Source organism: Photorhabdus sp. P32 (genome assembly GCF_038085095.1).
In the GTDB taxonomy this organism is placed as follows: Bacteria; Pseudomonadota; Gammaproteobacteria; order Enterobacterales; family Enterobacteriaceae; genus Photorhabdus; species Photorhabdus luminescens.
In genome coordinates this window covers 1-860 of the sequence record NZ_JAZGJN010000073.1, presented here as the reverse complement: position 1 = coordinate 860, position 860 = coordinate 1, and the positions used below count along the sequence as shown (strand labels likewise).

Annotated in this window: 1 protein-coding gene; it reads left to right on the top strand. The window is 58.7% G+C overall.

What is annotated here, in order from left to right; all coding sequences use genetic code 11:
* Nucleotides 1-743 (top strand): type VI secretion system Vgr family protein (locus V2H77_RS00280; RefSeq protein ID WP_445935438.1); only part of this gene is annotated, 743 nt, incomplete at its 5' end.
* Nucleotides 744-860: the final 117 nt, after the last annotated feature.

Sequence of the window (860 nt, the reverse complement as noted above, 5' to 3'; positions counted from 1 at the left end):
CCCCCCCCCCCCCCCCCCCCCCCCCCCCCCCCCCCCCCCCCCCCCCCCCCCCCCCCCCCCCCCCCCTTTTCACAGATGTGTATAAGAGACAGCTCTGGGACCGCTACGGCCGGAGCAACGACAACAGTTCCTGCTGGATACGGGTCACCCAGCCCTGGGCCGGTCAGGGCTGGGGCATGCTGGCGATACCGCGTATCGGGCAGGAAGTGGTGGTGGACTTTCTTAACGGCGACCCGGACCAGCCGATAGTCACCGGCCGCACCTACCATGCCGGCAATCTCCCGCCGGGCGCCCTGCCGGGCAGCAAAACCCAGATGGCCTTCCGCTCCAAAACCCATAAAGGGGAAGGCTACAACGAACTGCGCTTCGAGGACGCCAAAGGCAGCGAAGAGCTGGCGCTGCACGCCCAGCGCGACATGAACACCGTGGTACTCAATAACCGTGAAACCCGGGTCATGAACGACCACACCGAAAGCATCGGCCATAATCAGATGCTGTCGGTCAGAAACGACCGTCATAAAGAGGTGACGGGAAATGAAGTCAGCGCCATCAACGGCCTGCGTCAAATCACCGTCGAAAAAGACAGCCTGCTGAACGTAAAAAATAACATCCAGATACATTCCCAGGCCGGGGGGATCGAAATTGCCACTGCCGGGGGCAGCATCACCATCGATAATGCCGGCAATATCAGCATCCAGGGCGCCACTATCACTATCAATGGCAAACAGGTCAATGTGAACTGACCGGTACTGACTATCAACTTATTTCAATCAACAACGGAAAACACATGAAAAACACACCATATCAGATGAATGAAGGCACGCTGGCTATCCCTGACAACTGGCGGGATGAATCCATGA